The sequence below is a fragment of the Rahnella sp. RFA10(1/100) genome (assembly GCF_004195115.1).
GTDB lineage: Bacteria > Pseudomonadota > Gammaproteobacteria > Enterobacterales > Enterobacteriaceae > Rahnella > Rahnella perminowiae.
In genome coordinates, this window is record NZ_SEWR01000003.1 from 13,303 (window position 1) to 37,813 (window position 24,511).

Here is a 24,511-nt window from a genome sequence, read left to right on the forward strand (position 1 = left end):
AAAGGCCTCGCGTTAACGGCGAGGCCAGTTCATTACCAACGGGTAAAAATCAGTGGCCGTCGAAACAGACCAGGCTGTAACAGTTAATATTTGAATCATTCAGGCGTTTTTCACCGCCCAGTTCCGGCAGATTGATGATGAATGCGGCATCGGTCACTTCCCCGCCCAGACGGCGGATCAGTTTCGCCGTGGCTTCAATCGTGCCACCCGTTGCCAGCAAATCGTCGATCACCAGAATTTTTTCGCCAGGCTGAATAGCATCAACGTGGATTTCAAGGCTGTCAGTACCGTATTCCAGATCGTAGGTTTCGCTGATGGTTTCACGCGGTAACTTGCCCGGCTTACGCACGGGAACAAAGCCCACGCCCAGAACCAGCGCAACCGGTGCGCCAAACAGGAAGCCCCGCGCTTCGGTGCCTACCACTTTGGTGACGCCGGCATCACGGTAACGATCAGCCAGTAACTGAATGCTTGCAGCGTAAGCTTTTGGGTCTTCCAGCAAGCTGGTGACGTCACGGAACAGTATGCCTGGCTTAGGATAGTCAGGGATGGTTTTAATACTGTCTTTAATAAACTGTAGCTGCTGTGCGGTAGCGGTCATAATGTTAATTGCCTGATAAAGCTGCTGTTCATACTTAAACGCGGGCGGTCAAATGTCCCCCGTCATGCCGTGATAAAGCATGTCGTTCAAGGAAGGAAATTGGGAGCGCACCGACGTACGAGATGCCCAAATCTATGCAAAGCTGCTTTAAAAAGCAACCCGCAGCCGGACATGATCGCCTGTTTTATTGCTCAAGGTCAACCACTGGTAATCGCCACATCATGATCAGTAACGCAAACATCATGCAAACCAATAAAATACGCACCCACAATAACGGCACAAAATAGATCGAAACCGAGAGACTCACCACAATCAGTACGATCGCTTTCGGTTTTACACCTTTCGGTAATGCGCGATGTGTCTGCCAGTGGCGCAGATAGCTGCCAAACCATGAGCGGTACAATAACCACTGATGAAAGCGTGGTGATGAGCGGGCAAAGCACCAGACGGCCAGCAGTAAAAAGGGGGTCGTCGGCAACAGCGGTAGCACCACCCCGAGCGTCGCCAGCACCACACACAACCAGCCTAGGATAATCAGTAGTACGCGTTTCATGCATTTCCTTCGGTTTCAAACAGACTGCGTAGCCGGTTTGCGGATTCTCAGTGTAAACAAGTGCGCAGAAGCTGCCATACCGGTAAGCTACGCCAGAGTTTAAGGGAGATTATCGTGAGCACAGAACGAATTTTACATGTCCTCGATCAGCAGATCGAAACACTGGCCAGGGAAATTGAACCGATCGGCCATGTTTCCGCCTCGCAGGCGCGGTTTGATGTCGCACTTTTCTCAACCAAAGGTACCCGGTTGCGCGACTACCTGGCAGAAATTAAAACCAATTTGCAGCAACTTAATCAGGAAGTACTCGAGAAACGTTCCGCACAGGTGGCATTTATTGCTGAACGGCTGGTGGCACAAATTACCGCCATGCAGCGCGAACTGGCGACCCAGTCTTTGCGTAAAACACACCAGGCACCCGAACGCAAAAGCCATGATAATTATACCAAACTGGCGGAAACTCAGCAGTTCGAGCGGCGTCTGATCGCGATGATTGAAGACCGGGAGACGACGCTGGGCCAGCTGGCTACATTCAGCGATCAGCAGCGGGTGCAGAAGGAGCTGGCAGCACTCGAAGGACGTTTAATGCGTTGTCGGCAGGCACTGGCCAAAATTGAGAGACAAATCGAGCGGCAGGAAAAAGGTTTTTGAATCTTTATCACATTTTTTTAATCCGGCATTCAGGCTAAGCCTTTTCTTATCTATAATAGTAAGTCCAAAACCTGCTAATCATAACGTTGGCCTATATGTCCGTAGAAAATGCGCCCCCCGAACTTCAGCTTGCTGTCGATTTGATTTACCTGCTTGAGTGCAATGAGATTGCCCCTGAAACCGCTCTTGCGGCGCTGGAAATTGTACATCGCGATTATCAGGAAAAGTTAAAGAACAGTAAAAGTACGCTGTCGATCAGCTACCTTTAAGCCAGCCGGCTGCCTGTTTCAGGGGAACCCGTCGCTTTCCCCTGACTGGCACGCTACGCCTCAGACCGGTGAGAAATGGTCCTGCTGATCGCCGGGCTGTCTCAGCACCCTTTTCACTTCCTGAACTTCGCTACCGTCCTGATTATGCAGATACACTTCCAGCTGATTGAACGCGATATTAATGTTGTTCTCGCGGCACAGCTTATCAATGCTGCGGTTGAGTTCATCCACGGTATAACTGCGATCCCCCAGCTCACGCACATACACCCGTAGCTCATGATCAAGCGTACTGGCTCCGAAATTGAGGAAGAACACCAAGGGCGCGGGGTCACTCATCACACGAGAGTTTTCATGTGCCGCCTGCAATAAAATTTCCTTCACTTTGTCGAGATCAGAACCATACGCCACGCCAATTTTGACTAACACCCGGGTGACGGTATCGCTCAGCGACCAGTTAATCAGCCGCTCAGTCACAAAGGCTTTATTCGGGATGATCACTTCTTTGCGGTCAAAATCGATCATCGTGGTCGCACGGATACGGATGCGGCTGACGGTGCCCGAGAATGTCCCGATGGTGACGGTATCGCCAATACGTACCGGACGTTCGAAAAGTATGATCAGACCTGAAACAAAGTTCGCGAAGATCTCCTGCAAACCAAAGCCGAGCCCGACCGACAGCGCTGCCACCAGCCATTGCAATTTATCCCACGAGACGCCGAGCGATCCGAGTGCCGTGACTGCGCCAATCACCGTAATCGAATAGGTCAGGATAGTCGTGATGGCATAGGACGTCCCCTGCCGCAATTGCAGCCGTGATAGCACGACGACTTCAAGCAGCCCCGGTAAGTTTCGTGTTAACACATAGGCCACAATCACCGCCAGAAAACCGAGCAGTAAATTACCCAGCGTCACCGTTTGCTGAATGACCGCACCCGCTACCGTGCTGGAGTAATGCCATAAGGTAATGCTGTCCAGATACGAAATGACCGTCAGTAAATCCGACCAGATCCAGTAGAATATGGTCGCGAAAATAAAGAACAGACCCATCGTGGTCAGGCGCAATGACTGTTGGTTGATCTGATCTAACCCGATCTGCGACTCTTCGACCGGCTCGCTGCCTTCCGCGCCATCTTTCGCCGCTATGGTCTGGCGTCGCGCCAGCGCTCGGCGATAAGCCAGGCGCCGTGCGGCCACGCTTAATCCACGCAATGCCGTGAGATAGGTAATGTTCCAGAAAATCAGCAGATAAAGGCTGTCAATCCAGCGGCCAGCCAGACGCAGCGTGGTGTAAAAATAACCGGTGACCATCAATCCGACAAAGAAAAGCGGTGCCAGCGCAATGGCCGTCACCACCACCAGACGAATACTGTGTGAATCTTTTTCACGCCAGCCATCACGCGCAATCGGGAAGACCAGAACGGCCAGAGCAAGCATTGTCAGGAAAATCACGACCTGACCGATGATGTCATCCACCAGCCCGAGCGGCGCTTTCTCACCGCGTACCGACCAGAAAATCACGGGCAACATCATCAGACTCAGACGAATGACAGAACGACGATAGTGAGCACAGGTGGTTGCCGGCATAGTAAAGTGCCGTTCATTTATGCTGCCAGGTTTGAGAATGCGATAACAAAAGCCCATCACCAGCAGGAAAACCGCCAGCCGTTGCGCCAGTGTCCATAAGAAATCACTCGGATCGATATCACACACTGAAAGCCAGTAGCCGATGCCGAGTATAAGCAGGACGCCCGGCAACACATTCAGTGCCATCAATGCCAGCGCCTGCGGTGTATGCAACTGGCTGTCCCGCTTGAGCTGTCCGACATCTTTACCCAGCATTTCAATCCGCTGATTGATATATTTCCGGCGCCATAACAGCAACAAAATGACAGTTAACAGCGGGATGGTCACCGGCAGAGAATGCAGTGCACCCAGCATCAGTTCGCCCGGCGGAATACTGACATGCAGGCCGCTCAGCTGATTTTTCACTTCATCGGGCAGAGACTTGATGAACTCCCAGTTCATCGGTTTGTTGCTGCTCACCCAAAAAATTTGCTGGGTCAGCGTTTCGGTCAGCGACTGATTGATGCTCAGTAATTGTTGCTGGTTAATCTGTAAGCTGATGGCCAGCGAAAGCTGATTACCGAGTTGTTTATTCAGTTGATCAAGCAACTCCCGTCGCATGTCGACAATCTGATCCAGCGCATCGCTGATATCGCCATTAATGGTTTCTTTACTGCTGCTGACAACGCCCTGAATATAACTGTCGCCCTGGAATAAGGCATCACGCTGCTGATTGATCTTGAATTGTTCAAGACGCAGATCGGCAATATGTGTGCTCATGTCGGTTATCAGGCCGGAAGGCGGAATGGTATTTTGCTGTTGCTGATACAAAATGCGCGACAGTAATAAACTGCCCTTCAGCACAGTGATTTGCTCTTTGAGGTCATGCTCAGCCTGAGCCGAACGGTCGAGCCAGTTTTTCACCGTGATGTTTTTTTGCACCAACTGATTGCCCTCTTCCGTTGCGGCAATCAGGCGTTCACTGAGCTGACGGTTAATCCCCAGTTCCTGCGCGACCAGCGGATCATTTTGGATGTTAGAGGTGTCATCCGGACTCTGGGCTTCTTTTGCCGTACGTTCAGACAAAATCAGCCGTTTTCCGTTGACCACTTCCTGCAACAATTGTGCGGTATGTTCCAACTGACTGATGTGTGCATTGGTGTAATCGCGTTGTTTTTGCAGGAGATCCTGCAACGTCGTGTTGGCTTCAAGGCTCTTGCGTTGCAGATCAATCTGCGCAGTCAGCAACGCCTGTTGCGTCACCAGCATATTTTGCTGAGTAGTCCGGAGATCCTGCTGACCGGGCGACATCCCGTTGAGCTGATTACGAATTTTCTGGATGGCCAGTGAATAGGTGTACATCGCGTTTTGTACACGTTCCGGCTGGGTTTGCAGGGAAATCAGTTGGGTATTAAACGTCGATAAATCTTCCTGAGAGGACTGAAGATCATCGAGCGTATCGTTAAGACGATTTTCCAACTGACGCAGCGACAGCGCAGAAAGCTGCGCTTTATTCGCATCATCTTTCGGGTTGTTTTTGATTTGATCCAGGCCATCCATCGCGCTACGCAATTTTTGCGGAGCTTCAGCGACCTGTTTTTGCAGCTGATTAACTTCCTGCTTCACCCGGTCAAGCGCATCAAGATATTCCAGCGTGTGGATCAGATCCTGTTGCGAAAGTTTATCGACCGGCGTCAGGTTTTTTTGGCGATTTAATGCATCAAGCTGGTTCTGAACTTCATTCCGGCTGGGAATATCATTACTGGCCGCGTGACCGGGAAGGGAGAAAAGAAACAGGGCAATGCAAATCATCCCCGTAAAAAACCCTGTCATCCCCTTTTTTTTGCGGGGAGAAATTACATCAGAAAAAGCGGTCAAAAACCGGATACACATACGTCTGTGCCAACTCATTTACCAAATGAATAATATGGTAACGACAATAACAGTGTTAACAATGAAAGGAAGGAGAAAAGCGTATCTGAATACAACATCAGGGTGGTTATTTAATCATCAACAGGAGAAAAAATTTGCAGGCTTATTAATACAGGAGAAAGTATCAGAGCGTTACTTTACTACGGCGAGAAAGGACGAGTGTCGCAACATATCAATATAGGTATCCACAAATTTCCCGGCATTACCTTCTAAATCAAAGCTTTCAGGGATAAATAACCAGTTTTCCATTAAGCCGGTCAGATAGGCACGTAAAATAATGGCAGCCTGGCGGGTATCAAGATTAGCGGGTAGTTGCTTTTCGTCTATACAGCGCAGGAGAATACGTTCGATTTTACCGTACCCTTCCATATAGAGCGCTTTACGGGCTTCATGGACTGAAGTCATCTCCCCAACAAATTCACATTTATGGAATATAATCTCCATCAATGCCTTACGCTGGCTATCCGTGACGGTGGCGACCAGTATGTAAATAAGGATTTCGCGCAAAATACGCAGTGGATTATTCGGAAACTTTGTCTGATACTCTACTTCGAGCACTTTTATCCGGGATTCATAAGCTTCCCAGATCGCGTTAAACAGTTCCACTTTGTTCCTGAAATGCCAATAAATTGCGCCCCGCGTCACACCGGCTGCATTAGCAATATCAGTCAGTGATGTCGACGATACCCCACGGGCAGAAAATTCGCGCACAGCAGCATCCAGAATGTGTTGTCTGGTTTCCAGCGCCTGTGATTTGGTTTTTCGTGCCATAGGTTTATCTTTCAGGGGAGTTTGATTTACATACATTCTTGAATGTATGTAACATAGCACGCACATACTAAAAGCGCAGCAATGGATTTAGAATGTTGTGATCCATTGGACAATTTGAAATCGGACACTTGAGGTTTATTTATGAACAAAAACAGAGGGTTAACGCCTCTGGCGGTAGTTCTGATGCTATCCGGAAGCTTAGCACTTACAGGATGTAACGATAAAGAAGCTCAACAAGGTGCGCCACAGGCTCCGCAGGTTGGCGTCGTTACCCTGAAAACTGAACCGCTTAATGTGACTACCGAACTTCCAGGTCGTACTGCTGCTTTTCGCATTGCTGAAGTACGCCCACAGGTTAGCGGTATCATTCTCAAACGCAACTTTGTTGAAGGCAGCGACATTAAAGCCGGTACTTCATTATATCAAATTGATCCTGCCACTTATCAGGCCGCGTATGACAGCGCTAAAGGCGATCTGGTAAAAGCTCAGGCAAACGCACAAATTTCCCGTCTTACCGTTACCCGTTACAAGCCTCTGCTCGGCACCAGCTATATCAGTAAGCAAGATTACGATACGGCTGTCGCTACGGCGGCACAGGCTGATGCGGCGGTAGTCAGTGCGAAAGCAGCCGTTGAGTCTGCACGCATCAATCTGGCTTACACCAAAGTCACCTCCCCGATCAGCGGACGCATCGGTAAATCGTCTGTGACAGAAGGTGCGCTGGTGTCTAACGGCCAGACCAATGCGCTGGCGACCGTGCAACAGCTCGATCCTATTTATGTTGACGTGACGCAGTCCAGTAATGATTTCCTGCGCCTGAAACAGGAACTGGCTGACGGTTCACTGAAACAGACAGACGGTAAAGCGCAAGTCAAGCTGCTGATGGATAACGGTAAAGAATATTCACAGCCGGGTACATTAGAATTCTCTGATGTGACGGTTGATGAAACTACCGGTTCCATTACTTTACGCGCCATCTTCCCGAATCCAAATGATGCCCTGCTGCCGGGTATGTTTGTACGCGCGCGTCTTGATGAAGGTGTTAACAACAACGCCCTGCTGGTACCGCAGCAAGGTATCACCCGTAACCCACGCGGTGATGCAACAGCGATGGTTATCGGTGCGGACAATAAAGTTGAACTTCGAACTGTGACGACGACACAGGCGATTGGCGACAAATGGGTTGTGACAGAGGGCCTGAAAAGTGGCGATAAAGTTATCGTGACAGGTCTGCAAAAAATTAAGCCAGGCGTACAGGTTACTGCACAGGAAGTCGATCAAAACGCAGCAGCGCCCGCTACAGCGACGAAGTCTTAATAGGAGCCGGTAATTCATGGCTAAGTTTTTTATAGATCGTCCCATCTTTGCATGGGTGATTGCGATCATCATCATGTTGGCCGGGGGATTGGCAATTCTTAAATTGCCAATTGCACAGTATCCAACCGTTGCGCCACCGGCTATCCAGTTGACCGCAACTTACCCGGGCGCGGATGCGCAGACGGTACAGGATACCGTCACTCAGGTTATTGAACAGAACATGAACGGTATCGACAACATGATGTACATGTCGTCGACGAGTGACTCGTCCGGTACTGTTCAGATTACCCTGACTTTTGCTTCCGGTACTGATGCGGATATCGCACAGGTACAGGTGCAGAACAAACTGCAGCTCGCAACGCCGTTGCTGCCGCAGGAAGTTCAGCAACAGGGTATCTCCGTTGAGAAATCGAGCAGTAGCTTCCTGATGGTTGCTGGCTTTATTTCTAACAATGGTTCAATGACTCAGGATGATATTGCCGACTACGTCGGTTCCAACGTCAAGGACCCTATCAGCCGTACCGCCGGTGTGGGTGACGTTCAGCTGTTCGGTGCTCAGTACGCAATGCGTATCTGGATGGATCCGAACAAGCTGAACAACTTCCAGCTGACGCCGGTTGATGTCATCAATGCCATTAAAGTCCAGAACAACCAGATTGCTGCCGGTCAGTTAGGCGGTACGCCACCGGTTCCGGGACAGCAGCTGAACTCTTCTATCGTGGCTCAGACACGTCTGAAATCACCGGATGAATTCGGCAAAATTATCCTGAAAGTGAATCAGGACGGTTCTCAGGTTCGCCTGAAAGATGTGGCAAAAATTGAACTCGGTGGTGAAAACTACGACGTTATTGCCCGCTTCAACGGACAGCCGGCTTCAGGTCTGGGGATTAAACTGGCGACCGGTGCTAACGCCCTGGATACTGCAGCGTCTGTGAAAGCTACGCTGGCTAAACTGGAGCCATTCTTCCCGTCTGGCTTGCAAGTTGTTTATCCGTACGACACCACGCCGTTCGTTAAAATCTCGATTAAAGAAGTGGGTAAAACGCTGTTCGAGGCCATCGTCCTGGTATTCCTGGTGATGTTCCTGTTCCTGCAAAACTTCCGTGCAACCCTGATCCCAACGATCGCGGTCCCGGTGGTCTTGCTGGGTACCTTTGCCATTCTGGCAGCGTTCGGTTACTCGATAAACACCCTGACGATGTTCGGGATGGTGCTCGCGATAGGCTTGCTCGTCGATGACGCCATCGTCGTGGTCGAAAACGTCGAACGTGTCATGGTCGAAGAAGGTTTGCCACCAAAAGAAGCCACCAAAAAATCCATGGAACAGATCCAGGGAGCGTTGGTCGGGATCGCGATGGTGCTGTCTGCCGTATTCATCCCGATGGCCTTCTTCGGCGGTTCAACCGGTGTTATTTATCGCCAGTTCTCCATCACCATCGTTTCTGCCATGGTGCTGTCGGTTCTGGTGGCGATGATCCTGACGCCTGCGCTTTGTGCGACCATGCTCAAACCGGTCGCTAAAGGTGAGCATCACGAGAAGAAAGGTTTCTTCGGCTGGTTCAACAAAAAATTCGAGCAAAGTACGCACCACTACACCGACAGCGTGGGTAACATTCTGCGCAGCACCGGTCGTTATCTGGTGATTTATCTGCTGATCGTTGTCGGCATGGCATTCCTGTTTATCCGCCTGCCAACCTCCTTCCTGCCGGAAGAAGATCAGGGTGTATTCCTGACCATGGCGCAGTTGCCAGCAGGTGCAACCCAGGAACGTACACAGAAAGTGCTCGATGAAGTCAGCAACTACTACCTGACGAAAGAAAAAGCTAACGTGAATTCCGTGTTTACGGTTAACGGCTTCGGTTTTGCAGGTCGTGGACAGAACACCGGTATCGCGTTTGTCAGTCTGAAAGACTGGTCAGAACGTAGCGGCGCTGAAAACAAAGTTCCTGCCATTGCAGGCCGTGCAATGGGCGCATTCAGCACCATTAAAGATGCACTGGTGTTCCCGTTCAACTTACCGGCTATTGTTGAGTTAGGTACGGCGACAGGCTTCGACTTCCAGCTGATTGACCAGGCTAACCTTGGGCATGACAAACTGACGCAGGCACGTAACCAGTTGTTGGGCATGGTTGCTCAACACCCTGACTTGCTGACTCAGGTTCGTCCAAATGGTCTGGAAGATACGCCACAGTTCAAAATCGAAATTGATCAGGAAAAAGCAACGGCACTTGGCGTTTCTATCTCCGACATCAACACCACATTGGGTGCATCGATTGGTGGTAGCTACGTCAACGACTTCATCGACCGTGGTCGTGTGAAGAAAGTGTATGTGCAAGCTGAAAATAAATACCGTATGTTGCCGTCGGACATTAACAATCTGTATGTCCGTGGCAGCGCTGGACAGATGGTACCGTTCTCCGCTTTCTCAAGTGCGAAATGGGAATACGGCTCACCGCGTCTGGAACGTTATAACGGTTTGCCATCAATGGAAATTCTGGGCCAGCCAGCGCCGGGCAAAAGTTCGGGTGCTGCCATGGCAATGATGGAGTCTCTGGCTTCTAAATTGCCAAACGGTATCGGCTATGACTGGACCGGTCTGTCTTATCAGGAACGTCTGTCAGGTAACCAGGCTCCGGCCTTGTATGCTATCTCTCTGATCGTCGTATTCTTGTGTCTGGCAGCATTGTACGAAAGCTGGTCAATACCGTTCTCGGTCATGCTGGTGGTTCCGCTCGGTGTTGTGGGTGCACTTCTGGCAGCGACAATGCGTGGTTTGAGCAACGACGTATACTTCCAGGTGGGCCTGCTGACTACCATCGGGCTGTCCGCGAAGAACGCCATATTGATTGTTGAGTTCGCCAAAGATCTGATGGATAAAGAAGGCAAGGGCCTTATCGAATCAACACTTGAAGCGGTTCGTATGCGTTTGCGTCCGATTCTGATGACTTCCCTGGCGTTCATCCTCGGTGTTATGCCGCTGGTTATCAGCTCTGGTGCAGGTTCCGGTTCTCAGAATGCTGTAGGTACCGGCGTTATGGGCGGGATGATCACAGCCACCCTGCTGGCGATCTTCTTTGTTCCGGTCTTCTTCGTGGTGGTTCGCCGCCGCTTTGGTAAGAAGAATGAGAATACCGAACATACCCACAAAGTAGAGCATCCGACGCTATAACCGGATATCTACTCTGAAAAGGCCGCTTATGCGGCCTTTTTTTCGCCCCTAAGACTTGAACCTTAAACCTGATGAGTGCATAATTTATGTTATAGTATAACATTACATAAAGAGGCATCATGAAACCCACTATACATCCTGCATATCGCACCGTGGTTTTTCACGACACCAGTGCTGACGAATACTTCAAAGTCGGCTCTACCATATCAACGGACCGCACCATTGAACTGGAAGGGGCAACCTACCCGTATATCACGATTGAAGTGTCTTCAGCCTCTCACCCTTACTACACCGGTAAGCAGAAAGAGTATTCCAAGGAAGGCAGCACCGCGCGGTTCAACCAACGTTTCGGTAGCTTCCTCGGTAAAAAATAAAATTACATCAGGGAAATCGTTATGCAGGTTCTGAGTTCATTACGTTCAGCAAAAAATCGTCATCCGGATTGTCGCGTTGTTCGCCGTAAAGGCAGGGTTTATGTGATTTGCAAAAGCAATCCACGTTTTAAAGCTGTACAGGGTAAGAAGAAAAAACGTTAACAACGCCTCTTCATGCCCATGGTTGCTCAATAAAAAAGCCCCGCCGCTTGCCCGGCGGGGCTTTTCTTATGCTAAGACATGATGTAAACCTCCCCACCGTATTGCGGTGAGGAGGAAAGATCTTATTTCATGCTGGCCACAATCGTTTCAACATTATGCTTAAATGCCTTCACGTACGTTGTCGCGGGTCCCTGCGGACCGGACAATGCTTCAGGGTACAACTCACCGCCGGGTACAGCCCCGCTGGCTGCAGCGATCTGCTTAACCAGTCGCGGGTCGGTCTGATTTTCGATGAAGTAAGTTTTCACTTTCTCCGCTTTAATCTGCTTAATCAGAGAAGCCACTCCGCTGGCACTGGCTTCAGCTTCAGTAGAAAATCCAACAGGCGCCATAAAGCTGACATGATATTCCTGACCAAAATATCCGAAGGCATCATGGCTGGTCAGCACTTTACGTTTTGACTGCGGAATACCGGCAAATTCAGTTTTTGCCCACGCATCCAGCTTTTGCAATTGTTCAATATAGGCAGCGCCGCGCTGACGGAAATAATCCGCATCTTCCGGATCCGCTTTGATCAGCGCATTCATCACGTTAGTGGCATAAATCACGCCATTTGCCATACTGTTCCAGGCGTGTGGATCGGTGATCTGCTTACCGTCTTCTTCCATTTTACGGGAATTTACGCCTTTCGATGCTGTCACCAGATGTCCCTTATAACCCGACGCCGTCACCAGGCGATCGATCCACCCTTCCAGCCCCAGGCCGCTGACAAACACGACATCAGACGCATTGATCGCTTTGCTGTCTTTGGGTGAAGGTTCAAAGCTGTGCGGATCACCGTCCGGCCCGACTAACGTCGTGACTTTCACATGATCACCTCCGACTTCCTGCACGATATTCCCAAGAATTGAAAAACTGGCTACCGCATAGATGGTTTTCGCCATTGCCAGCGGGCTCGACAGCAGGGCAGCTACTGCGAGTGATACAGGTAATACTTTCATCATGTCCCCTTAATTGTGGTACTGCTGCTTAATTTCGCGAAGCTGTTAACATCCCGCCCCGCTTTCCAAATAAAACCGAAATAAAGAAGATAACCGTTGCACTCAGGACAATCGCGGGCCCGGCGGGCAGCGAGGCATAATAAGACCAGATAAGGCCTACGATGCTGGCAATCACACCAATGATCATCGCACTCAGTAAGGTATGAGGAAGGTCACGGGCCCAGAAACGGGCACTGGCAGCAGGTAACATCATCAGCCCCACAGACATCAGAGTGCCGAGGATCTGGAAACCCGCCACCAGATTGAGTACCACCAGCGCCAGGAAAATGCCGTGGATTGCTGCCAGCCATTTCCCGGCACTGACGCGCAAAAACAGCGAATCAAATGACTCAATGACCAGTGCGCGGTAGATGCATGCCAGTACAACTAAAGAGAGGCTGGTGATAATGCCGACCATGATCATGGCGGAGGAATCGATGGCAAGAATTGAGCCGAACAGCACATGTAAAAGGTCAACGCTCGAGCCGCGCAGGGAAACCAGCGTGACCCCAAGCGCCAGAGAGCCAAGATAGAAGCCAGCGAAACTGGCGTCTTCTTTTAATTGCGTACGGCGGCTCACCAGTCCGGACAACATCGCAACAGCAAGACCTGCGATAAAACCGCCAATCCCCATAGCAACCAGCGACATTCCCGAGAGCAGATAGCCAATCGCCGCGCCAGGCAAGACAGCATGCGACAGTGCATCTCCCACCAGACTCATCCGGCGTAATAACAGGAAAACACCCAATGGCGTGGCGCTGATTGATAATGCGATACAAGCAATTAAAGCCCGGCGCATAAAGCCGAATTCAATAAAAGGGTCAGCAAGCAAATGAAAAAGCATCATGAATTCGCGACTCCCGTCGTCAGGGAGAAAGGTTCTGTCGAAATGCAGGCATGTGCCTGATGAGGGAAATGCCCGAGGACATCCGGCGTGCTTCCCCATAAATTCTGCTGCGCACTGAGATAAAGCACATGTGGAAAGTGCCGGGCAACCATCGAAATATCATGCAAAACCGCAATGACAGTTTTGCCTTCCCGATGCCATTGCGCGATAACTTTTAGCAGTAAATCAGTGGTTTGAGTGTCGATACCCGTGAACGGTTCATCGAGCATAATGAGAGGTGCCTGTTGAACCAGTAAGCGGGCAAACAACGTACGTTGTAATTGCCCGCCGGAAAGCAATCCTACAGGCAGGTGCGACATTTCCTTCATGCCCACCGTATGCAGTGCATTATCGACGGCTGTCGCTGACTGTCGGTTTATGCCACCGAATAGCCCGCTTTGCGGCCAACATCCCATTGCAACCAGGTCAAATACACTGATAGGGAAACCGCGATCCAACTCAGCCTGCTGCGGTAAATACGCCAGCCGGGGACGTTTCCCGCCAGTAAAAGTAATATTCCCTGCAACAGCCTGCTGCAAACCGGCCAGTGTTTTGAGAAAGGTGGATTTTCCTGCACCGTTGGCACCGATAACTGCCGTCAGGGAGCCAGAACAGAACTGTCCGTTTAGCGGCATGGCTACTGCCAGACGGTCATACCCCACTTCGACATTGTTAACAAAAATCATGGTAATGAAATTGCCCAGTAGATAGCTGCCCATAAAACAGCGAGCACAGCCAGTACAACAATGCAGCGTACCGGCGAAGAAAGTGTAAACAGTGTTTTTGTCATGCGCCCTCCGAAAAGTTATAATATAACATCACAATAGAGCTTCGGTATCAATACAGCAACTGTTTCAGTTTTTTACGGGTACAGATGCAACCGGAGATCTTCGAAGGACGAGGCCCCCGAGTGTAAAAAAAAAGTAAAAAATGATGAGCGAGTTGCAATCCACTTTATAATCAGCAGGTTATGGAATTTTTCTTTAGAATTTTTTTTCTTCCCTCAAAACACATCCTGAGGAAAGTATGCGATAATGAAAAGGAATACAGTTAAGAGGTAAACGCCTTGAAGATACTAATCCCTTACCTTATTAAGGGGAACGTTCTGACGGTTGACGAGTTACAGCAGATTATTGAGCCTGCTTTATCTGAAATTCAAGAGCCTCTAATTGGAGATTTAACTTACTTTTCAGAAAATGCACGCTATGAAACAAATTCTTTGCAGATTGTGTCAATAATGGAAATTGGCAAAAACTATTATTCAATGACTTACCAGTTCAAATGGACGATTTTCAATGCTTGTCTGGACATTAATGCTGATGAGTTAACGAAGCAAAGCGTCGCATTCCAGGTTAAACCTGACGGACTGGAGTTTGATATTATTGATTGTTTCAAAGGCTCCGCTTCCGAAGAATTGTAAGTTTGAGTAATACGTTTGCACAGCTTTCTAAAAATGAATTATATTTAAAATACCGGCTATATAATAAAATCCTTTAAACCTCATCCCGAAGACAGCTCATTGTGATTGTCTTTGATGTTTAAGCCAGTTCATAGCGTTTTTAGTGAGAGCCGTTTTCCTGTAAGCCATTAAGTTTTGTTGTTTACTCACAGAGTGTTATCAACACCGAATAAACCATTACGGAGGGGATGATATGGATGAGTACTCGCCTAAGCGGCACGATATCGCTCAGTTACGCTACCTGAATGAAATGCTGTACGATGAAGGGATTGCAACACTGGGTGACAGCCATCATGGCTGGGTTAATGATCCGACTTCGGCCGTTAACCTACAGCTCAATGAACTGATTGAGCACATTGCATCCTTTGTGATGAGTTTTAAAATTAAGTATCCGGCTGATAACCATTTAAGTGATCTGGTTGAAGAGTATCTGGATGATACCTACACCCTGTTCAGCAATTATGGAATTAACGATTCTGATTTGCGTCAATGGCAAAAGACCAAGAAGCGCTTATTCAGAATGTTCTCAGGGGACTACATCTGTACCCTAATGAAGACTTGAGTAATAATTTATATGCAGTCATCAGATAAAAATCAAAAGGCTAAGATGAACAAAATCGACTATTTGATGCGTTTAAGAAAATGCACCACAATCGATACACTCGAACGTGTTATTGAGAAAAATAAGTATGAACTTTCCGACGACGAACTGGAATTGTTTTACTCGGCAGCTGACCATCGTTTAGCGGAGCTAACGATGAACAAACTGTACGATAAAATTCCGGTATCAGTCTGGAAATTTGTACGCTGATCTATAACGCCAGGCCGTAATATCTTTCGGCCTGGCCGCTTAATATTTAACCAAAATAACGTTAATATTCTTTAACTATATCTGCGGGTTAAGGTGTTCCGCTTTCTCGTTGATCTGACGATGAAATGTCCGTAATAGAAACTGAAAACATTCTTCTGTTTTGGGTGAACGTAATGGTGCAGGTTTACGCATCATTGCCACCGTTCTGCTTAATGTGGGTTGCTGCAAGTGAATCACCGTTAATTCATTATCGTTGAGTGTTGCAGTATATAACTCTGGTAATATTGCTAATGCCAGACGCGAACGAACCAGCCCATATAATGTCTCCTGAAAATCCACGCGATAACTGACCCGTAAATTCAGACGATGGCTCTCACTCAGTGATGTCACCAGCCTGCTGACATTCCCCTTTGAAAACAAAGCAATATCTCTTTTCAGCAGTTGCCGCCAGGGAATATTGTGGCCTTGAGAAAGCGGATCATCTCGTCTGATAACGGCCACAAAAGGATCTTCCAGCAATGGGTAGACTACCAGGGATTCCGGCACGGTACTGTCGGTTGCACCGATACCAAAATCCACCGAGCCGTTCTCCAGTTCCAGCAATAGTGCGTCGTTTGTGAGGTCATGGAATTCAACACGCATATCAGGGAAATATTCTGCCAGTAATTGCGGAACGACCGGAAATAATAACGTGCTGACCGAAGGCACCAATCCTATGCGTAATGTGCCATCCCCGCCCTGAAGCATAATTTGCTGCATATCGTCGAAAACGCTAAGTGCAGTATTCAATAAGCGTTCTGCATAAGGCAAAACGGCTTCCCCCTGCTCTGTCAGACTCACACCTTGTGCCGTCCGGTTAAGTAATTTCCCGCCTAATACGGATTCAATTTGACGAAGCGCGCTGCTCAGTGCGGGCTGACTTATCGCCAGACGATTTGCCGTATCGGTGAAACTGCGCAGTTGCGCCAGCGTCACAAAGTATTGAATTTGCTTGAGGGAAAGGGCCGGCAACCGGCGCCAGGGTTCAGACATAATGAGCAACTCTTCCGCTAAAAATAGGAAACGTTTGCTCAGCATAACCGCATCTTATAAACGGATAAAATAATTCATCTGTGCAAAGCCCCTGCCGCTCCCTACATTAACTTCATCTTGTTTAAATCCGGAAACTGATATGACCGACAGCATCGCCTCCCGCCCTCTGCGACAGAGGGCAATAAACGCTGCACTGGGGAAGATCCCTTTTGACCGCCTGCTGATTAACGCCCAAGTCATCGACATGGTCACAGGAGAGATCCGCGAAGCCGATGTCGGTATCACCGGAAATATGATTTCCAGCGTCCATCCGCGGGGGAAATTCTCGCAGACTGAAAATGTCGATGATTTATCAGGAAATTATCTCTCCCCCGGCCTTATCGATACGCATGTTCACATCGAAAGCTCTCATTTACCACCGGAAAAGTATGCAGAAATCGTCGTTGCTCAGGGCACAACAACAGTGTTTTGGGATCCGCATGAACTGGCGAATGTGCTGGGTGTTGCCGGTGTACAGTACGCCGTCCGGTCCAGCCGTAATCTGCCATTACGTGTGATATGTGCTGCGCCCTCCAGCGTGCCGTCAACGCCGGGCTTAGAGATGTCCGGCGCAGATTTCAGAGGCCAGGAAATGCAGACAATGCTTAGCTGGCCGGAAATTGCCGGTGTGGCCGAAGTGATGGATATGTATGGCGTGCTCAATGGCAGCGAGCGAATGCTGGAAATTCTTGAGGCGGGATTAAACAGTGGGAAACTCATTGAAGGACACGCCCGCGGCCTTAAAGACGAACAATTACAGGCGTATCTGGCTGCGGGTGTGACATCCGATCATGAACTGACTTCAGCTGAAGATGCGCTGGAAAAGCTGCGTGCTGGCCTGACGCTGCAAATTCGCGGCTCACATCCTTATCTTCTGCCCGATATCGCCGCAGCTTTGCTGGCACTTCCCCACCTTTCATCGCAGATAACACTGTGTACTGATGATGTTCCACCCGATCACTTGCTGGAAAAAGGCGGGCTGATTGCCTTAATCAGGCTTCTGATTTCACACGGGTTACGTGCGGAAGATGTACTGAGGATGGCAACACTCAATGCAGCGATCCGCATGCAACGTACAGATTTAGGCCTTATTGCCGCAGGGCGTACGGCAGATATTATCGCGTTTGATTCGCTGGATACTCTGCATCCGTGCGCGGTGTACGTTGCGGGTAGCTGCGTTGCCAGACAAGGCAAACTGTTATCTACCCCTTCGGCAGCCCGCGACGTGACACCTCCGCGCAATACTATGCGGCTAAGTGCCTTAAGCGCCGATGATTTCCAACTGAAAATTCCGGGTCTGAACAACGGTAAAGCGCGTCTGCGCAATATTAAAGGCGCGCGCTTTACACAATGGAGTGAAGTGACCGTGAATGTGAGGAACGGTGTCGTGCAGATACCCGACGATTTCAGCCTGATTTGGGTACAGCACCGGCATGGCCGCCACGAGGCCACACCGAAAATGGCATTACTCGAAGGCTGGGGAGCTTTGCGCGGCGCCATTGCAACTTCTTACTCGCATGACTCCCATAATCTGGTGGTTATCGGCCGGGATCCTGCTGATATGGTGGTAGCAGCCAATCAACTGATTGCCAGCGGAGGCGGTATGGCCCTCAGTCAGCATGGGAAATTACTGGCAAGCATCGATATGCCGATTGGCGGCATGCTGTCTGATTTACCGGCTCCAGAATTAGCGAAGCAGTTTAAAAACCTGCGCGACCTCAGCGCACAGGTCGCCGACTGGGAACCCCCTTATCGCGTTTTCAAAGCCATCGAAGGGACATGTCTCGCCTGTAATGCCGGCCCGCATCTGACCGATTTAGGACTTACAGATGGCGGATTACGTGAAATCGTCGATCCGGTTCTGGAAATCTGGCCAGAAGAAATCTGAAGCAGAAAACCACTACACGTCAAAAAGACAGCAAACACAATAATATAAATGATTGTTTTCAGGGGTATTTAAGCATGTCCGAAAGTTCTGTGAAAAATGTTACCGTCTCAGCTGACGAAAGCTGGTTACAACGCCGTTTCCATCTGCGTCAGCGCGGGACCAAAATTAAAACGGAATGTCTGGCAGGTATCACCGGTTTCCTGGCGGCAGCGTATTTACTGGTGGTGATCCCAGGCTTACTGGCGGTCAGCGGTATGGATAAAGGTGCAGCCACCACCGGTGTGATCCTGGTGTTTGTGCTGGGTTCTCTGCTGATGGCCTTTTACGCCAACCTGCCTTTTATGGTCGGGCCTGGCATTGGCGGCTCGGTACTGGTGGGTATTACGCTGGCGGGCGACGGCATTACCTGGCCCGTCGCACTGGGTATTGCATGCTGGTCGGGGGTTTTATTTTTCGTGATGACAGTGTTTGGTTTGCGTGAAGTGGTCACCCGTTCTGTTCCGCAGTCGATCAAACTTGGACTGACCGCTTCTATTGGCATTTTTGTCGCCCTGCTCGGCTTCCGCAATGCCGGACTGGTCATGGCAAATGCCAAAACGCATGCACTGGCTTTAGGAGATTTTACCGCGCCGGGTGCCTTAATCGCGCTTCTTGGTCTGCTGGTCGCCGTGGGCTTACAGGCCCGAAAAGTACCCGGTGCTATTTTGTGGGCCATTTTGCTGGCGACGGTGGCTGGCATACCGTTTGGTGTAACACATTTACCTGAACAATGGATCTCTGTACCACATTCTGTGGCTCCGCTGCTGGGCAAAGTCGATCTTACCGGTGCCATCAACATCGCCTTCCTGCCATTCCTGTTTATCTTTTTCGCCTCAGAATTCTTCTCGACAATGGGCACCACACTGGCTGTTGGCGGTGAAGCCGGGTTGCTCGATGAGCGCGGCAATATGAAACATATCAACCGGCCTTTCATGGTGGATTCCATTGCGGCGGCGCTGGGCCCGATCGTCGGTATTCCTGCCGCCACCGCACTGATCGAGTCCTCTGCAGCGGCTGAAGCAGGCGGAAAAACTGGCCTGACCGCGCTGGCTGCAGCCATGATGTTTCTGCTGATGCTGTTATTTACCCCCATTGCGCTGATGATCCCGAAAGAGGCGACCGCTCCGGCGCTGATTCTGATTGGCCTGAACATGTTCAGTAATTTACGAAAAGTGGACTTAGCGAATTTTACCGACGCGCTGCCAGTACTGATGATGGTGATGATTACGCTGATTTCCAACAGCTTCGGTACAGGTATCGCCGGCGGATTGCTGTTTTACGTCAGCATTAAGGTCGTTGCCGGCAAGGCACGTGAGGTACCGGTGAGCCTTTATATTCTGGCGATCCCGCTGGTCTATTATTTTGCGACGCTGGTACATCACTGACCCTAACGAATCAAACAGAGGGTGCGTGAAAACGTGCCCTTTTTTACGGGCGCAGCCTGGCTTTACAGATGTTTAAGAAGAAATGAGGAAGATAAGAAGAATCGGTAGACACCTGAAATGGTGGAGGCCCTGCCAGCTACATCCCGGCACACACGACACCTGCCATGGCTGCTTCCTTCCGGACCTGACCAAGTTGACAAGTTAGCGTTGCGGGAGAACCAACAGGGCCCCCATTGACGTTGTCGGCTTCATTTCTCTGCTAAGAGAATTGAAGCGACGGGCATTATCTGCGATGCCCGAAGCAAAAGCAAGTTAACCGCCGACAACCGTTGTTTTCTTAAACGATATGCCTAAATCAGAGCCAACAATGCCTTAATTTTTGCGTCATACTGGCGCAAATCACCGAGGAGGATGTCATGTCGGAACCCGATAACTTTCGCCAGCGCGTATTTCAGATTATCGCCGCCATTCCGGTCGGGCAAGTTACAACTTACGGTAACGTCGCACAACTGGCCGGTTCACCGCGTGCAGCGCGGCAGGTCGGCGGCGTACTCAAGAAGCTGCCGGAAGGCAGCACCCTTCCCTGGCATCGGGTGATTAACCGGCACGGCGAAATATCCCTGCAGGGCGAAGACTTTAAGCGTCAACGTCAGGCACTGCTGGCAGAAGGCATTACCTTTAAGCAAGGCAAAGTGGATTTAGAGAAATATGGCTGGAAATGGTGATGTTGCGTTCACTAAACCATCTTACAGATAAGCACCGCCGGAGCGGTGCTTAGCCATCACAAGTCATGAATCAATAAGTCATGGGTTGCGCGGGTGCCGAACTTACCGGTGCGGGTGATGTGCCCAGCCCCGGATTTGACGGGTTGCTCATTGGCCCCAAAGTGCTCGGTTTAGTCGCGACAGGTACGGCGACAACAGGGACAAGTTGCAGATCAGCACGTGTACCCTGACCATGGTTAATCACTTCTTTAATGGAATCAGTGATGAAGGTCATCTGACCATTGATGGTTACCGCTGCACTCAGAAGAATACGGGCGTCAGGAGCAATTTCCTGCGGGTTATATGGCAGGATGAAGGTAAACGGAGCCTGTTTCCCTTGCGTTCTTGCTACTTTTTGCGAAATCACCCGGGATGGCGCATCCGCCACCGAAGCATCAGACAATGTCACCGTCAGGACAGCATCCGGTGGCAAAGCAACACGCTGATTGATGAACACACTACCCGATACATTCGGGCCGGTGATCGCAGGTTGAGTGACCGGACTGGCCGCCGTATTCACAGGAGGTTGCTGCGCTGGTGCCTCATGATGCTGTGCACATCCGGCAAGAGTCAGAGACAGCGCGGTTCCACCTACTATCTGCCAAAGTTTCATTGATCGTACTCCCTTTTTATAGTCGCTTGTCGACAAGCCGTAATAAGCGCCGACGATGAATGTAGTGACTTTAACCAGCTTACCTATTAATCATGGCACAAGAATCTGAGGTTTTCCTGTTAACGGCCAAACAGATCTTCTGGCAAAACGGAAGATCCACTATGATTAACAGGTTAGACCTGTCGGTGAAGGCGTATTTCAGAAGATTCCTGCCTGCATTACCCCTAACAACTGAGGTCGATTTCTCTGGTTACTTTCATGAGGCCACTATGAGTCAGGCATTAAAAAATCTGCTGGATCTGCTCGATCTGGAAAAAATTGAAGAAGGGTTGTTCCGTGGCCAAAGTGAAGATTTAGGTTTACGTCAGGTCTTTGGCGGTCAGGTGGTCGGACAGGCATTGTATGCCGCCAAGCAGACTGTCCCGGCGGAGCGGGGTATCCATTCTTTCCACAGCTATTTTTTGCGCCCAGGCGACAGTAGTAAGCCCATCATCTATGACGTGGAAATCCTGCGCGATGGCAACAGCTTCAGTGCACGCCGTGTAAAAGCCGTACAGCATGGAAAACCGATTTTCTATATGACAGCGTCGTTTCAGAGCCAGGAAAGTGGCTTTGAGCATCAGAACACCATGCCGGATGTACCACCACCGGAAACGCTGGTATCAGAATCCGATATTGCTAAAAACCTGGCGCATCTGATACCGGAAAAATTCCGCGAAAAATTTATCGGCCATAAGCCTATTGAAATGCGTCCGGTGAAGTTTCATAACCCGCTGAAAGGAAGCGTCGAAGAACCTAACCGTGCCGTGTGGTTCCGGGCCAACGGTGAGATGCCAGATGATTTGCGAATTCATCAGTATTTGCTGGGCTATGCATCTGACTTCAATTTCCTGCCTACGGCGCTGCAACCTCATGGCATTGGCTTCCTTGAACCGGGAATGCAGGTCGCGACCATCGACCATTCGATGTGGTTCCACCGTCCGTTCCGCATGGATGACTGGTTGCTGTATGCCGTTGAAAGTACTTCTGCTTCCGGTGCGCGCGGTTTTGTGCGTGGGCAGTTTTATACCCGCGATGGCGTTCTGGTCGCCTCTACGGTCCAGGAAGGCGTTATTCGTCAGAGAAAGCCTGAATAATCTTTATTAAAAAACGTCCTGTGAAAATGGCGCATTAAAAAGGGGCGATATCACTATCGCCCCTTTTGCATATCATCATTATTTTATTGTTCTGTACTGCTTAATGAGAGAGTTAGCGCACTACTTTCTTTGAAATCAGATTACTACTGGCTTATTGGTTGTAAGCATTTTCACCGTGGCTGTTAACATCCAGACCTTCACGTTCCTGCTCTTCAGGAACACGCAGACCTACAATCATGTCAGCCACTTTGTAACCGATGAAGGCCACAACACCGGACCACACCAAGGTCACGCATACGCTGAAGAACTGCACCCACACCTGATGGCTCATGGTCACACCTTCTGCATAACCTACGCCGCCCAGGGAACTGGAAGTGAACACGCCAGTCAGCAGGCAACCTACGATACCGCACACGCCGTGAACACCGAATACGTCACAGGTGTCATCAACACGCAGCCATTTTTTCAGGGTAACCACACCCCACAGGCCAGTGATACCACCGACCAGACCGATGATCAAAGCACCGCCAACGCCCACCGTACCACATGCCGGCGTGATAGCGACCAGACCCGCGATAGCACCAGAGCTTGCGCCCAGCAGTGAAGGCTTACCACGTACCATCCACTCAACCAGCGTCCAGGACAGGATTGCGCCAGCGGTAGCAATTACCGTGTTCAGGAAAGCCAGTGCGGCAACAGAGCTTGCGGCACTTGCTGAACCCGCGTTGAAGCCGAACCAGCCCACGTAGAGGATTGAGGCACCCGTGAAGACCATTGGCAGGTTGTGTGGTTTGAAAGCTTCCTTACCAAAACCGGCACGTTTACCGAGCAGATACGCTCCCACCAGGCCTGCAATTGCGGCGTTAATGTGGACAACAGTACCACCGGCAAAGTCCAGCGCACCATCAGCAGCCAGGAAACCGCCTGCCCACACCATATGAGCCATCGGGATGTAAGAGAAAGTCAGCCAGATCACCGTGAAAATCAGAACCGCTGAAAAACGTACACGCTCAGCGATACCGCCCACGATCAGCGCCACCGTGATACAGGCAAATGAGCACTGGAATGCAACATGAATCATCTGCGAGAAGGTGCCCGTCACAGAATCCAGTCCAATGCCTTTCATCATGACGTTGCTGAACCCCCCGAAGAACGCATTACCTTCGCTGAAAGCAAGGCTGTAGCCGTAGAGGATCCACAGAACGCAGACCAGAGCAAAGGTGACAATAACCTGAGTCAGCATGGACAAAACGTTTTTCGAACGCAGTAAGCCGCCGTAGAACAACGCTACGCCAGGTACGGTCATGAACAATACCAGCGCAGTACAAATCATCATAAAGGCATTATCAGCGCCGTTTGCCGCTGCTGGTGCTGCCGCCATGGCCAGCGAAGGCAGCAAAGCCACTGCACCAAGCCCCATCATGGATAAAAGTTTTTTCATTATTAACCCACCCCTGTTTCTCAAAACTGTTTTTTCTAATCTGATTTATCTCAAACCGATTGGTGTGAGAGAAAAGAACCTGAAATCACAGTGCTGCTTCGTCGGTTTCACCGGTACGAATACGGATAACACGTTGCAACTCAGCAACGAAAATTTTGCCATCACCGATCTTGCCGGTGTAGGCCGCTTTGCTGATCACGTCGATCACTTCATCAAGCTGATCGTCAGCGATAGCAATGTCGATTTTTACTTTTGGTAGGAAGTTCACGCTGTATTCCGCGCCACGGTAAAGTTCTGCATGACCTTTCTGACGGCCAAAACCTTTAACTTCCGTTACGGTCAGCCCCTGAATTCCAACAGCAGACAGCGCTTCACGCACGTCTTCCAGCTTAAAAGGTTTGATCACCACAGTAACCAGCTTCATTGTGCCACTCCTCGAATTAAGGGCCTGCCGTGAGAGGACTCACGCCCGATACGGATTGAATAAAGCAAAGGATGTGCCAGAGTTGAAATTGGTCACAGATTCATGCAATTCCCACGTAATACGGCATTTTCAGAATAATCGTGACCCTGCGCACAGTTGCCAAATCCTATTCAGCACAGCAGCGCTCGCACC

General features: G+C 50.0%; 24 protein-coding genes and 1 other RNA gene. 13 read left to right on the forward strand and 12 right to left on the reverse strand.

The features are described from left to right. Nucleotides 1-49: 49 nt before the first annotated feature. Nucleotides 50-601 (reverse strand): adenine phosphoribosyltransferase, encoded by a 552-nt coding sequence (gene apt, locus ETV65_RS10445; protein WP_013576602.1) that lies wholly within the window; start codon nucleotides 599-601, stop codon nucleotides 50-52. 184 nt (nucleotides 602-785) lie between these two features. Next, a complete protein-coding gene (locus ETV65_RS10450; protein ID WP_129952809.1) occupies nucleotides 786-1,154 on the reverse strand; it encodes a DUF454 family protein in 369 nt (122 codons plus the stop codon). Nucleotides 1,155-1,268: 114 nt separating this feature from the next. On the opposite strand from ETV65_RS10450, the gene ETV65_RS10455 reads away from it, so the two are divergent. Together ETV65_RS10455 and rsmS are read left to right on the forward strand one after the other, a co-directional pair. Next, nucleotides 1,269-1,805 carry a primosomal replication protein gene (locus ETV65_RS10455; protein WP_129952810.1) on the forward strand — a complete coding sequence of 179 codons (537 nt, stop codon included), beginning with the start codon at nucleotides 1,269-1,271 and terminating at the stop codon, nucleotides 1,803-1,805. A gap of 95 nt (nucleotides 1,806-1,900) precedes the next feature. Further along, nucleotides 1,901-2,074 (forward strand): pleiotropic regulatory protein RsmS, encoded by a 174-nt coding sequence (gene rsmS, locus ETV65_RS10460; RefSeq protein WP_129952811.1) that lies wholly within the window; start codon nucleotides 1,901-1,903, stop codon nucleotides 2,072-2,074. 60 nt (nucleotides 2,075-2,134) lie between these two features. On the opposite strand, the gene mscK is transcribed toward rsmS, so the two are convergent. Next, nucleotides 2,135-5,449, reverse strand: coding sequence for a mechanosensitive channel MscK (gene mscK, locus ETV65_RS10465; RefSeq protein WP_240782838.1), 3,315 nt, complete (start codon nucleotides 5,447-5,449; stop codon nucleotides 2,135-2,137). Between the two features lie 252 nt (nucleotides 5,450-5,701). Next, a complete protein-coding gene (acrR, locus tag ETV65_RS10470) occupies nucleotides 5,702-6,340 on the reverse strand; it encodes a multidrug efflux transporter transcriptional repressor AcrR (RefSeq protein ID WP_129952813.1) in 639 nt (212 codons plus the stop codon). Nucleotides 6,341-6,481: 141 nt separating this feature from the next. Here acrR and ETV65_RS10475 point away from each other — a divergent pair, with 141 nt between their 5' ends. The 4 genes from ETV65_RS10475 to ykgO all read left to right on the forward strand — a co-directional run bounded on the left by ETV65_RS10475 (nucleotide 6,482) and on the right by ykgO (nucleotide 11,362). Continuing rightward, the gene (locus ETV65_RS10475; RefSeq protein WP_129952814.1) at nucleotides 6,482-7,657 is read left to right on the forward strand and encodes an efflux RND transporter periplasmic adaptor subunit; all 1,176 of its coding nucleotides are present in this window, start codon (nucleotides 6,482-6,484) and stop codon (nucleotides 7,655-7,657) included. 16 nt (nucleotides 7,658-7,673) lie between these two features. After that, nucleotides 7,674-10,826 (forward strand): multidrug efflux RND transporter permease subunit AcrB, encoded by a 3,153-nt coding sequence (acrB, locus tag ETV65_RS10480; RefSeq protein WP_129952815.1) that lies wholly within the window; start codon nucleotides 7,674-7,676, stop codon nucleotides 10,824-10,826. A gap of 119 nt (nucleotides 10,827-10,945) precedes the next feature. Next, nucleotides 10,946-11,200 carry a type B 50S ribosomal protein L31 gene (locus ETV65_RS10485; protein ID WP_120506405.1) on the forward strand — a complete coding sequence of 85 codons (255 nt, stop codon included), beginning with the start codon at nucleotides 10,946-10,948 and terminating at the stop codon, nucleotides 11,198-11,200. Between the two features lie 21 nt (nucleotides 11,201-11,221). Further along, the gene (ykgO, locus tag ETV65_RS10490) at nucleotides 11,222-11,362 is read left to right on the forward strand and encodes a type B 50S ribosomal protein L36 (RefSeq protein ID WP_013576611.1); all 141 of its coding nucleotides are present in this window, start codon (nucleotides 11,222-11,224) and stop codon (nucleotides 11,360-11,362) included. Between the two features lie 122 nt (nucleotides 11,363-11,484). Here the strand turns inward: ykgO and ETV65_RS10495 are convergent, their stop codons facing one another. The 3 genes from ETV65_RS10495 to ETV65_RS10505 are packed head-to-tail and all read right to left on the reverse strand — an operon-like array spanning nucleotide 11,485 to nucleotide 13,974. After that, a complete protein-coding gene (locus ETV65_RS10495) occupies nucleotides 11,485-12,363 on the reverse strand; it encodes a metal ABC transporter substrate-binding protein (protein ID WP_129952816.1) in 879 nt (292 codons plus the stop codon). A 28-nt stretch (nucleotides 12,364-12,391) separates the two neighbouring features. Next, a complete protein-coding gene (locus ETV65_RS10500; RefSeq protein ID WP_129952817.1) occupies nucleotides 12,392-13,249 on the reverse strand; it encodes a metal ABC transporter permease in 858 nt (285 codons plus the stop codon). Then, nucleotides 13,246-13,974: an ABC transporter ATP-binding protein gene (locus ETV65_RS10505; protein WP_205951586.1), complete on the reverse strand. Its 729-nt coding sequence runs from the start codon at nucleotides 13,972-13,974 to the stop codon at nucleotides 13,246-13,248. The genes ETV65_RS10500 and ETV65_RS10505 overlap by 4 nt, the downstream gene beginning before the upstream one ends. A 380-nt stretch (nucleotides 13,975-14,354) precedes the next feature. Here ETV65_RS10505 and ETV65_RS10510 point away from each other — a divergent pair, with 380 nt between their 5' ends. The 3 genes from ETV65_RS10510 (at nucleotide 14,355) to ETV65_RS10520 (ending at nucleotide 15,558) form a co-directional block, all read left to right on the forward strand. Next, nucleotides 14,355-14,708: a hypothetical protein gene (locus tag ETV65_RS10510; protein ID WP_129952819.1), complete on the forward strand. Its 354-nt coding sequence runs from the start codon at nucleotides 14,355-14,357 to the stop codon at nucleotides 14,706-14,708. Nucleotides 14,709-14,940: 232 nt separating this feature from the next. Then, a complete protein-coding gene (tomB, locus tag ETV65_RS10515; protein ID WP_129952820.1) occupies nucleotides 14,941-15,309 on the forward strand; it encodes an Hha toxicity modulator TomB in 369 nt (122 codons plus the stop codon). 45 nt (nucleotides 15,310-15,354) lie between these two features. Continuing rightward, nucleotides 15,355-15,558 (forward strand): HHA domain-containing protein, encoded by a 204-nt coding sequence (locus ETV65_RS10520; protein ID WP_013576617.1) that lies wholly within the window; start codon nucleotides 15,355-15,357, stop codon nucleotides 15,556-15,558. A 75-nt stretch (nucleotides 15,559-15,633) separates the two neighbouring features. Here ETV65_RS10520 and ETV65_RS10525 read toward each other — a convergent pair whose 3' ends face one another. Further along, entirely contained in the window at nucleotides 15,634-16,593 is a 960-nt protein-coding gene (locus ETV65_RS10525; protein WP_240782839.1) for a LysR family transcriptional regulator, read from the reverse strand. A gap of 136 nt (nucleotides 16,594-16,729) precedes the next feature. On the opposite strand from ETV65_RS10525, the gene ETV65_RS10530 reads away from it, so the two are divergent. Both ETV65_RS10530 and ETV65_RS10535 read left to right on the forward strand, forming a co-directional pair. Then, nucleotides 16,730-18,517: an adenine deaminase C-terminal domain-containing protein gene (locus tag ETV65_RS10530; protein WP_129952822.1), complete on the forward strand. Its 1,788-nt coding sequence runs from the start codon at nucleotides 16,730-16,732 to the stop codon at nucleotides 18,515-18,517. Between the two features lie 74 nt (nucleotides 18,518-18,591). Further along, entirely contained in the window at nucleotides 18,592-19,941 is a 1,350-nt protein-coding gene (locus ETV65_RS10535; RefSeq protein ID WP_129952823.1) for an NCS2 family permease, read from the forward strand. Nucleotides 19,942-20,068: 127 nt separating this feature from the next. On the opposite strand, the gene ffs is transcribed toward ETV65_RS10535, so the two are convergent. Then, nucleotides 20,069-20,165, reverse strand: an RNA gene (ffs, locus tag ETV65_RS10540) — signal recognition particle sRNA small type. 192 nt (nucleotides 20,166-20,357) lie between these two features. Between ffs and ETV65_RS10545 the strand changes: the two genes are divergently transcribed. Next, nucleotides 20,358-20,666, forward strand: coding sequence for an MGMT family protein (locus ETV65_RS10545; protein ID WP_129952824.1), 309 nt, complete (start codon nucleotides 20,358-20,360; stop codon nucleotides 20,664-20,666). 70 nt (nucleotides 20,667-20,736) lie between these two features. Here the strand turns inward: ETV65_RS10545 and ETV65_RS10550 are convergent, their stop codons facing one another. Then, entirely contained in the window at nucleotides 20,737-21,318 is a 582-nt protein-coding gene (locus ETV65_RS10550; protein ID WP_129952825.1) for a YbaY family lipoprotein, read from the reverse strand. 269 nt (nucleotides 21,319-21,587) lie between these two features. Here ETV65_RS10550 and tesB point away from each other — a divergent pair, with 269 nt between their 5' ends. Further along, nucleotides 21,588-22,454 (forward strand): acyl-CoA thioesterase II, encoded by an 867-nt coding sequence (gene tesB, locus ETV65_RS10555; RefSeq protein ID WP_129952826.1) that lies wholly within the window; start codon nucleotides 21,588-21,590, stop codon nucleotides 22,452-22,454. 151 nt (nucleotides 22,455-22,605) lie between these two features. Here the strand turns inward: tesB and amtB are convergent, their stop codons facing one another. Together amtB and glnK are read right to left on the reverse strand one after the other, a co-directional pair. After that, complete coding sequence (gene amtB / locus ETV65_RS10560) at nucleotides 22,606-23,895, reverse strand: ammonium transporter AmtB (RefSeq protein WP_129952827.1); 1,290 nt, start codon at nucleotides 23,893-23,895, stop codon at nucleotides 22,606-22,608. Nucleotides 23,896-23,980: 85 nt separating this feature from the next. After that, nucleotides 23,981-24,319 carry a P-II family nitrogen regulator gene (gene glnK / locus ETV65_RS10565; protein WP_009639071.1) on the reverse strand — a complete coding sequence of 113 codons (339 nt, stop codon included), beginning with the start codon at nucleotides 24,317-24,319 and terminating at the stop codon, nucleotides 23,981-23,983. Nucleotides 24,320-24,511: the final 192 nt, after the last annotated feature.

Bases quoted from the DNA above. Each gene is read 5' to 3' on its own strand.
- apt (WP_013576602.1), bottom strand. From the start codon at position 601: ATGACCGCTACCGCACAGCAGCTACAGTTTATTAAAGACAGTATTAAA.
- ETV65_RS10450 (WP_129952809.1), bottom strand. From the start codon at position 1,154: ATGAAACGCGTACTACTGATTATCCTAGGCTGGTTGTGTGTGGTGCTG.
- rsmS (WP_129952811.1), top strand. From the start codon at position 1,901: ATGTCCGTAGAAAATGCGCCCCCCGAACTTCAGCTTGCTGTCGATTTG.
- mscK (WP_240782838.1), bottom strand. From the start codon at position 5,449: ATGATTTGCATTGCCCTGTTTCTTTTCTCCCTTCCCGGTCACGCGGCC.
- acrR (WP_129952813.1), bottom strand. From the start codon at position 6,340: ATGGCACGAAAAACCAAATCACAGGCGCTGGAAACCAGACAACACATT.
- ETV65_RS10475 (WP_129952814.1), top strand. From the start codon at position 6,482: ATGAACAAAAACAGAGGGTTAACGCCTCTGGCGGTAGTTCTGATGCTA.
- acrB (WP_129952815.1), top strand. From the start codon at position 7,674: ATGGCTAAGTTTTTTATAGATCGTCCCATCTTTGCATGGGTGATTGCG.
- ETV65_RS10485 (WP_120506405.1), top strand. From the start codon at position 10,946: ATGAAACCCACTATACATCCTGCATATCGCACCGTGGTTTTTCACGAC.
- ykgO (WP_013576611.1), top strand. From the start codon at position 11,222: ATGCAGGTTCTGAGTTCATTACGTTCAGCAAAAAATCGTCATCCGGAT.
- ETV65_RS10495 (WP_129952816.1), bottom strand. From the start codon at position 12,363: ATGAAAGTATTACCTGTATCACTCGCAGTAGCTGCCCTGCTGTCGAGC.
- ETV65_RS10500 (WP_129952817.1), bottom strand. From the start codon at position 13,249: ATGATGCTTTTTCATTTGCTTGCTGACCCTTTTATTGAATTCGGCTTT.
- ETV65_RS10505 (WP_205951586.1), bottom strand. From the start codon at position 13,974: ATGATTTTTGTTAACAATGTCGAAGTGGGGTATGACCGTCTGGCAGTA.
- tomB (WP_129952820.1), top strand. From the start codon at position 14,941: ATGGATGAGTACTCGCCTAAGCGGCACGATATCGCTCAGTTACGCTAC.
- ETV65_RS10520 (WP_013576617.1), top strand. From the start codon at position 15,355: ATGAACAAAATCGACTATTTGATGCGTTTAAGAAAATGCACCACAATC.
- ETV65_RS10530 (WP_129952822.1), top strand. From the start codon at position 16,730: ATGACCGACAGCATCGCCTCCCGCCCTCTGCGACAGAGGGCAATAAAC.
- ETV65_RS10535 (WP_129952823.1), top strand. From the start codon at position 18,592: ATGTCCGAAAGTTCTGTGAAAAATGTTACCGTCTCAGCTGACGAAAGC.
- ETV65_RS10545 (WP_129952824.1), top strand. From the start codon at position 20,358: ATGTCGGAACCCGATAACTTTCGCCAGCGCGTATTTCAGATTATCGCC.
- ETV65_RS10550 (WP_129952825.1), bottom strand. From the start codon at position 21,318: ATGAAACTTTGGCAGATAGTAGGTGGAACCGCGCTGTCTCTGACTCTT.
- tesB (WP_129952826.1), top strand. From the start codon at position 21,588: ATGAGTCAGGCATTAAAAAATCTGCTGGATCTGCTCGATCTGGAAAAA.
- amtB (WP_129952827.1), bottom strand. From the start codon at position 23,895: ATGAAAAAACTTTTATCCATGATGGGGCTTGGTGCAGTGGCTTTGCTG.
- glnK (WP_009639071.1), bottom strand. From the start codon at position 24,319: ATGAAGCTGGTTACTGTGGTGATCAAACCTTTTAAGCTGGAAGACGTG.